The sequence below is a fragment of the Rhodopirellula sp. UBA1907 genome, assembly GCF_002337565.1.
Taxonomy (GTDB): domain Bacteria; phylum Planctomycetota; class Planctomycetia; order Pirellulales; family Pirellulaceae; genus Rhodopirellula; species Rhodopirellula europaea.
On the sequence record NZ_DDGH01000096.1, the window covers coordinates 3,313 to 4,097 of the forward strand.

The 785-nt window shown below is 59.0% G+C and carries 1 protein-coding gene; it reads right to left on the minus strand.

Annotated features, from left to right (window positions below; all coding sequences use genetic code 11):
- Window positions 1-11 precede the first annotated feature (11 nt).
- A partial coding sequence (locus B2R17_RS22905) for a glycosyltransferase (protein WP_286765837.1) occupies window positions 12-785 on the minus strand: 774 nt, incomplete at its 5' end.

The window sequence follows — 785 nt, forward strand, 5'->3', positions numbered from 1 at the left end:
AGGCTGGAAGCCTATGCCACCAACTTGGCGTAGAGTTCGCGGTAGGCGTCGACCATTGCGTCGACGGTGAATTGGGAACGGACGCGAGACTGGTTGGCTTGTCCGGTTTGTTTTGCCAGATCTTCGTCGGCCAGGAATCGTTCCAGCGAGTGAACGAGCGACGTGTCATCGTTCAGCTCGAAGCCTTGATGGGGATCATGGCCGATCAATTCTTGGCTGCCTTCGACACGGCTGCTGACAACGGGCTTGCCCGCCGCCATGGCTTCCAAGATCACGTTGGGCATGCCTTCATAACGGCTTGGCAAAACCACCACACGACTGGCCGCGATCCAGCTTGCGATGTTGCTTTGCCATGTCAGCACTCGAACGCGGTCACCGGAGACTTGTTTGGCCCAAGTCGCCAGTTCGTTTTGTAGCGGGCCGTTGCCGATCAGCACCAATTTGCGATGGCTGTCTTCGGGAGCGAACCGCTCAACGGTGCGCTGCAAATGCTCCAAGCCTTTTTGCGTGTGCAGTCGTCCGACGAACAGAACCACGGGACTGTCGGCGGGCCAACCCAATTCGGTCCAGTCGATTGGATCGGCAGATGCAAATGCATCGACGTCGACCGCGTTTGGGATCACCGATGTGCGATCCGGTGAGAGGTTCAGTTGTTGCTGCGCGAAGGCCTCCACCGCTCGGCTGACGCAGACCACGTGGTCCACTTTGCGAAGCGTTTGTCGTTCCACCGCCAGACGCAACGAGTTGGGTTCGGCGACACGAATGCCGGCGACTCGTGGTTGTCG